The organism is Marinomonas vulgaris, assembly GCF_018145875.1.
In the GTDB taxonomy this organism is placed as follows: Bacteria; Pseudomonadota; Gammaproteobacteria; order Pseudomonadales; family Marinomonadaceae; genus Marinomonas; species Marinomonas vulgaris.
Window position 1 is genome coordinate 194,641 of record NZ_JAGSSV010000004.1, and the last position, 6,602, is coordinate 201,242.

General features: G+C 47.2%; 7 protein-coding genes. All 7 read right to left on the reverse strand.

The genetic code is table 11. The annotated features are described in order from the left end of the window. Window positions 1-16 precede the first annotated feature (16 nt). Window positions 17-820, reverse strand: coding sequence for an enoyl-CoA hydratase-related protein (locus tag J9B83_RS05575; protein WP_211535748.1), 804 nt, complete (start codon window positions 818-820; stop codon window positions 17-19). Then, a complete protein-coding gene (locus J9B83_RS05580) occupies window positions 810-1,658 on the reverse strand; it encodes a 3-hydroxyacyl-CoA dehydrogenase NAD-binding domain-containing protein (RefSeq protein ID WP_211535749.1) in 849 nt (282 codons plus the stop codon). Before J9B83_RS05580 ends, J9B83_RS05575 begins: the two co-directional genes overlap by 11 nt. Before the next feature lie 21 nt (window positions 1,659-1,679). Continuing rightward, window positions 1,680-2,603 carry a branched-chain amino acid ABC transporter permease gene (locus J9B83_RS05585; protein ID WP_211535750.1) on the reverse strand — a complete coding sequence of 308 codons (924 nt, stop codon included), beginning with the start codon at window positions 2,601-2,603 and terminating at the stop codon, window positions 1,680-1,682. Between the two features lie 11 nt (window positions 2,604-2,614). After that, window positions 2,615-3,502 carry a branched-chain amino acid ABC transporter permease gene (locus J9B83_RS05590; RefSeq protein ID WP_211535751.1) on the reverse strand — a complete coding sequence of 296 codons (888 nt, stop codon included), beginning with the start codon at window positions 3,500-3,502 and terminating at the stop codon, window positions 2,615-2,617. An 81-nt stretch (window positions 3,503-3,583) separates the two neighbouring features. After that, window positions 3,584-4,798: an ABC transporter substrate-binding protein gene (locus J9B83_RS05595; protein ID WP_211535752.1), complete on the reverse strand. Its 1,215-nt coding sequence runs from the start codon at window positions 4,796-4,798 to the stop codon at window positions 3,584-3,586. Between the two features lie 54 nt (window positions 4,799-4,852). Next, window positions 4,853-5,566 (reverse strand): ABC transporter ATP-binding protein, encoded by a 714-nt coding sequence (locus J9B83_RS05600; protein ID WP_211535753.1) that lies wholly within the window; start codon window positions 5,564-5,566, stop codon window positions 4,853-4,855. Then, on the reverse strand, window positions 5,563-6,345 hold the full coding sequence (locus J9B83_RS05605; protein ID WP_211535754.1) for an ABC transporter ATP-binding protein: 783 nt from the start codon (window positions 6,343-6,345) through the stop codon (window positions 5,563-5,565). The genes J9B83_RS05600 and J9B83_RS05605 overlap by 4 nt, the downstream gene beginning before the upstream one ends. Window positions 6,346-6,602 lie beyond the last annotated feature (257 nt).

Sequence of the window (6,602 nt, forward strand, 5' to 3'; positions counted from 1 at the left end):
CCTCATAAAAGTGTAGTTATTGATGTGAAAAACGAGCAGGGCGACGTTCAATAAAAGCCGCCATCCCCTCGGTTTGATCTTGTGTGGTAAAGCAAAGTGCGAAGCGTTCGGTTTCAAGCTGGCAACCGTCTTGCAGTGACATGTTTACACCTTGATGAATCAGTTGCTTGGCAAAACGCACAGCATGCGGCGCATTTTTGGCAATTTTTTCTGCTTGCGCTAGGCCGCTTTTTAACAGCTCATCAGGGCTGAATACCTGACTGCAGACCGTCAGTTTGAGTGCGTCTTGAGCTGAAATGCGGTCGCCCGTAAGAATCCATTGCATGGCGTTCCCTTTGCCAATGCTTCGTGCCAAACGCTGTGTACCGCCAAACCCCGGTGTGATACCCAGAGACACTTCAGGTTGACCAAATACCGCGTTTTCACTGGCCAAAATATAGTCGCAGCTCAGTGCTAATTCGCATCCGCCTCCTAGGCAAAAACCATTCACCAAGGCAATCACTGGGGCAGCACAAGCCTCTATTTGGTGCATCAAAGCCATGCCCAAATGCGAAAATTCTCGCGCTTCTAGGGCCGTCATAGATTGCATTGCAGCGACATCGGCACCGGCTACAAAAGCTTTATCGCCGCTACCGGTGAGCAGGATGACTTTTGTGGTTGGCAACGAATCCAACCAGTAAAATGCTTGGCTCAAAGAGGCCAACAGTGCTTTGTTTAAGGCGTTTAAGGCGGTTGGGCGATCAATGGTAATCAGCCAAACGTCGTCTTGCGATTGCGTTAGCAAAAGATGGTCAAAGGTCGGTGTCATGCTAGTGTTCATAATGATAAAACCCTTGCCCAACTTTTTTGCCGAGTCGCCCAGCGTCCACCATTTGGCGCAATAAGGGCGCTGCACGGTATTTACTGTCGCCGAATTGGGTGTGCAAAACGTCCATAATGCTGAGGCAGGTGTCTAAGCCGATTAGATCGGCAAGAGCCAATGGACCAATAGGGTGAGCAGCGCCCAATACCATAATCTGATCGATCTGTTCGGCTGTGGCACAGCCTTCTTCGAGTACAAATACCGCCTCATTAATCATGGGCAACAGAATGCGATTCAATACAAAACCAGCGCGATCCTTGACTGGAATCGCGATTTTGCCGGCTTTTTTTGCCACCTGCATGATCGCGTTGCGTGTCGATTCAGCGGTTTGCAACCCTTCAATCACTTCAACCAGTTGCATTAATGGCACGGGGTTCATAAAGTGCATGCCAATCATGCGTTCTGGGCCTGGTATACTGGCGGCCAAGCGGGTAATCGATAACGACGAGGTGTTACTAGCGAACAGTGTGGTAGTTGGACAAATCGAGGCCAATTCTTGAAAAATGGCGACTTTTACCTTTTCTGATTCTGTCGCCGCTTCAATCACCAAATCCGCTGAGGCAAGTGACGATAGCTCTGTTGAGCATTGAATCGCTTCAATATAGTCATTGCCTTCTTCGAGAACGCCTTTGCTGGTTAATTTATCCATACTGTGACGGATGCGTATTACCGCGTTATCCAACGCGTTGGCAGAAGAATCGATCAACTGAACCTGATAACCCGCGCAGGCCATCACTTGCGCGATGCCTTGTCCCATTTGTCCGGCGCCAATCACGCCAATAATTTGAATGCTCATGGTGTAGTCCTTAGCCAAAGCTTAAAAGTTGTTGCGACGAAATTTATTAAATTGACCGACAATGCCACTGCGAAAACTCAACACACAGATGACAAATACTGCGCCCATAATGATGTTCAGATAGTTACCTAGCTCACCACCACTTAAGTAATTTTGCATGCTCACGACAACTCCTGCCCCGACCAATGGCCCTATAATGGTGCCGACGCCGCCAACCAGTGTCATTAAGATGACTTCTCCTGACATGTGCCAATGCACATCGGTTAAAGACGCTAGTTCAAAGACGAGGGTTTTGGTTGAACCCGCTAATGCAGACATTGCCGCAGAGATAATAAACGCAATCCACTTGTACTGATTCACGTCGTAACCGAGTGATGTAGCACGGCTTTCGTTTTCACGGATGGCCTTCATGATTTGCCCAAAAGGCGAATGCACCGTGCGGTGAATCAACCAGAAACCGGCCAAGAAAATAGCCAGTACGAAGTAGTACATGGTCTGGTTATCGGCTAAATCGATAAGGCCAAATACCTTACCGCGTGGTACGCCCTGTAAACCGTCTTCTCCGCCAGTAAAGGGTGCTTGTAGGTATAAGAAAAAAACTAACTGCGCCAAGGCTAAGGTCACCATGGCAAAATAAATACCTTCACGTTTCACGGCTAATTTGCCAAAAACTGCACCCAATAGACCGCCAGCGATCGTACCAGCGATGATGGCAATTTCTGGTGTTAAACCGCTATTGATCATTAACCAGCCAGTGACGTAACCACCCGTTCCAAGGAAAACCGCGTGACCAAAAGACAGTAAACCGGCAAATCCTAGCAGCAAGTTAAACGCGCAAGCGAAGAGAGCAAAGCACAAGACTTTGGCCAAGAAAACGGGGTAAATGACCAAGGGAGCAGCCAACGCCAGCCCCAATAGAAATAAAATGACTAAACGAGATCGCATAAACATTGCTCCTAAGCATTTTTGCCGAATAGGCCAGAGGGTTTGATCATCAGTACAATCACCATGACTAAAAAGATCACCGTAGCGGACGCTTCTGGGTAAAAGTACTTGGTTAAACCTTCCACTATGCCCATTCCTAGCCCCGTTAAAATGGCGCCACCGATCGACCCCATTCCGCCAATGACCACGATGGCAAATACGATAATTAAGATGTTTGACCCCATATCTGGAGAGACGGAATACACAGGCGCCGCCATGACCCCTGCGAACCCTGCTAGGCCAACGCCAAAACCAAAGGTAAGTGTCACAATCAGCGGCACGTTAATGCCAAACGCTTGCAATAATTGAGGGTTTTCCGTACCAGCACGCAGGTACACACCGAGCTTGGTTTTTTCAATCATCCACCAGGTGGAAAAGCACACCAAAACGGAAACAACAATGATCCAAGCGCGATAATTAGGCAGATACATAAACGGTAAGCGCATGCCACCTTTCAATGCCTCGGGCACTGGATAAGACTGACCCGATGAGCCAAACCAGTGAGTAAATATTCCTTGTATCATTAGCGCCAAACCAAACGTCAGTAGCAAACTGTACAAATGGTCTTCATTGACGATAGGGCGAATTAAAAAACGTTGGATCAAGATCCCTATCAGGCCAACAATAATCGGCACGACTAAGAGAGCGACCCAGTAGTTCATCCCCATGTATTTAAAACCCAACAAGGCAACAAAGGCACCGAGCATGTACATAGCGCCTTGGGCGAAGTTGATGATGCGTAAAAGACCAAAAATAATAGCTAAGCCGAGGCTGAGTAGAGCGTAAAAAGAACCGTTAATCAGTCCGATTAATAACTGACCAAACAGCGCAAAAAAATTGATTCCGAGAAAAGTTGCCATAAGGTACCGACTGCCTTAAATGTGAGAATAGTGTTTAGAAATTAGGAAAGTCGGGGTCGACTTTCCTCACTACAACCAAGATTAGAACGCGCAACTTGGCAACATAGGGTTGTAGGCTTTATTGCCTGGAATTACTTCGACAATGTTATAGATGTCGTTTTTGCTCTTACGCTCGGACGCTTTTTTGATTTCCACCAGTAACATGTCGTGCTCCATACGACCATCGGCGCGTAGGGTGGCATTGCGAGCAAAAAAATCATCTGGTTTGGTAAGTTTCATTTGCTTCATTACAGCGTCGGAATCGTCTGTCCCTACTGCTTCGACAGCTTTTAAATAATGCATGGTGGCCGAGTAAGCACCAGCGTGTGACATAGAAGGAATTGCGCCATGTAAGGCTTCAAAGCGTGCGCTCCATGCTCGAGTTTGCTCATCCATATCCCAGTAAAATCCTGTGGTTAAGCGCATTCCCTGAGCGGTATCTGGGTCCATGGCTTGCGCGTTTGGTGTGAACACCAACAAGCCAGCAATGTCCATATAATCGGTTAGTCCAAATTCCGCTGCTGCGCTTAAAGCATTGACCGTGTCGTTGCCTGCGTTGGCCAGTGCCACAACATTGGCGCCAGACGCTTGAGCTTGCAGTACGTAAGAAGAAAAATCTGTCGTACCTAGTGGCGCTCTGACTGTGCCCACGGTTTCTCCGCCATTGGCTTCAATGATTTTCATTGAAGCCGCTTCGAGTGCGTGACCGAATACATAATCTGCCGTGATAAAAAACCATTTATTTTTGCCTTCGCTCACCATGGGCTTGACGGTGCCGTTAGCTAATGCCACCACGTTGTATGTCCAATGAGCGATATAAGGTGAACAGGCGCTGCTAGTAAAAGCGTTAGAGCCAGACCCTGTGATCAAGGTGATGTTTTTACTGCTGTTGGTGACCTGAGTTACTGCGCCTGTCACAGCGGATGACACGAGTCCACCAATTACATCAACGCCTTCATTTTCGACCCATTTACGTGCTACTGAAGAGGCAATGTCTGGTTTAAGTTGAGAATCAGCCGAGATTAGCTCAATGTCTTTTCCTAAGGCTTTGCCACCAAAGTCTTCAATGGCCATACGGGTTGCCGTAACACAGCCAGGGCCGCATAAGTCGGCATATGTGCCGCCCATATCAGCCAGTACACCTATTTTGACTTTTCCATCAGTGGTCGCTGATGCTGTACTTGCTACTGTTGCGGCCATTGTCGCCACGACGATACCGGTGACAAAAGTAGATAGGGCTTTTTTCTGAAATTGCATATTGATACTCCAAGCGTGTGATTATTTTTATTGTGCTTCTGGTGTTATCTGGGATTACACCCCGAGATAGGTATTAAGTAGTTCGCTTTTTGCTTTCAGCTCGTTGGCTAAGATTTCTTCTACGATATGACCGTGCTCCATAATGTAGTGGCGATCAGCAATGGGGGCAGCAAAGCGGAAGTTTTGCTCGACCAACAAAATGGTCAGTCCGCGATTTTTGAGGAGCATGAGGACTTCAGCGAGTTTTTGTACAATGACCGGTGCTAAGCCTTCGGTGATTTCATCTAATAAAAGAATGTTTGCACCGCTGCGTAAAATGCGAGCGAGAGCAAGCATTTGTTGTTCACCACCCGAGAGGCGGGTGCCTTGGCTGGTGCGGCGCTCATAAAGGTTAGGGAAAAGCTCGTATATCTCCTCTAGGCTCATGGCATCGGAGCGAACTTGTGGTGGCAGTAAGAGATTTTCTTCAACACTTAAACTGGCAAAAATACCGCGCTCTTCAGGACAAAACCCTAGCCCAAGATGCGCAATTTTATGAGCCGGCATGGTCATGGTGTTTTCGCCGTTGACGACAATTTCACCACTGCGTTTGCCCACCATATTCATGATGGCTTTTAGAGTAGTGGATCGGCCAGAGCCATTACGACCCAGTAAAGTCACAAGCTCGCCTTGCATCACGGAAATATCGATACCATGCAAAATATGAGACTCATCATAGAAAGCATGCAAATTAGTAATACGCAGTTTTTCGCGAGAATTGTGGCTCATGCGGACACCTCCTGATCGACGGTCTCGGTGCCCATGTAAGCCTCTCGAACTTGGGGATTGGCGGACACAGTGGCATAGTCACCTTCGGTTAAAATCGCCCCGCGCTGCAACACGGTGATTTTGTCGGCTAACTTTGATACCACGTGTAAATTGTGCTCGACCATTAAGATAGTGCGATTTTTAGAGACTTTTTTGATCAAGTCAGCGACCAGATCAATGTCTTCGTGCCCCATACCTTGGGTGGGTTCGTCGAGCAACATGAGCTCTGGCTCAAGGGCTAATGTTGTCGCGATTTCAAGAGCGCGCTTTCGGCCGTACGATAAATCCGTGGTTTTGCTGTAGGCAAAGCTTTCTAGGCCAACAGAGGCCAGTAGTTCAATTGCTTTGCCATTCAGCTTATTGAGCACTTTTTCAGAGGTCCAAAAGTGTAGGCTGTTTTTTTCTTTGCGCTGAAGTGCAATACGAACGTTTTCCAGTACGGATAAATTGGGGAATACTGCGGAGATTTGAAAAGAACGAATCACTCCTAAGCGGGCAATGGCTGCAGGATCTAGTGCTGTAATGTCTTTATTGTTGAACAGAATTTTGCCAGAGGAGGGCGGCAGAAATTTCGTGAGTAAGTTGAATACCGTGGTTTTGCCTGCGCCATTTGGACCGATTAAGGCATGAATATGACCACGTGTGATATTAAGGTTCACATCATCAACTGCGGTAAAGCCTTTGAAGCCTTTGCTCAGATGTTGCGTCGATAGGATAAAATCCGCTTCTGTTTTAGACATCGTATTTACTCTATGCAAGGAAGCAGACAAGTCTGCTTGTGTTGTTATTTTTATATTTGCGTCGATACTAGAGTAGAAACATTGCCAAAGGAAACTGCGATTAAGAATTCGCATTGTGCCCAGAATACCTAATTTGGTTAAAAACCACAAAAAGTCACTCACTTCGGTACTTTTAGCCCCTAAACAAGCTCATTCTGCCTTGTTTAAGGGCTTTTGAACGGATTAACCCCTTGCGGCTCGTATCATCTGGTCAATTC

Coding starts and splice junctions, on each gene's coding strand:
- J9B83_RS05575 (WP_211535748.1), bottom strand. CDS start 820: ATGAACACTAGCATGACACCGACCTTTGACCATCTTTTGCTAACGCAA.
- J9B83_RS05580 (WP_211535749.1), bottom strand. CDS start 1,658: ATGAGCATTCAAATTATTGGCGTGATTGGCGCCGGACAAATGGGACAA.
- J9B83_RS05585 (WP_211535750.1), bottom strand. CDS start 2,603: ATGCGATCTCGTTTAGTCATTTTATTTCTATTGGGGCTGGCGTTGGCT.
- J9B83_RS05590 (WP_211535751.1), bottom strand. CDS start 3,502: ATGGCAACTTTTCTCGGAATCAATTTTTTTGCGCTGTTTGGTCAGTTA.
- J9B83_RS05595 (WP_211535752.1), bottom strand. CDS start 4,798: ATGCAATTTCAGAAAAAAGCCCTATCTACTTTTGTCACCGGTATCGTC.
- J9B83_RS05600 (WP_211535753.1), bottom strand. CDS start 5,566: ATGAGCCACAATTCTCGCGAAAAACTGCGTATTACTAATTTGCATGCT.
- J9B83_RS05605 (WP_211535754.1), bottom strand. CDS start 6,345: ATGTCTAAAACAGAAGCGGATTTTATCCTATCGACGCAACATCTGAGC.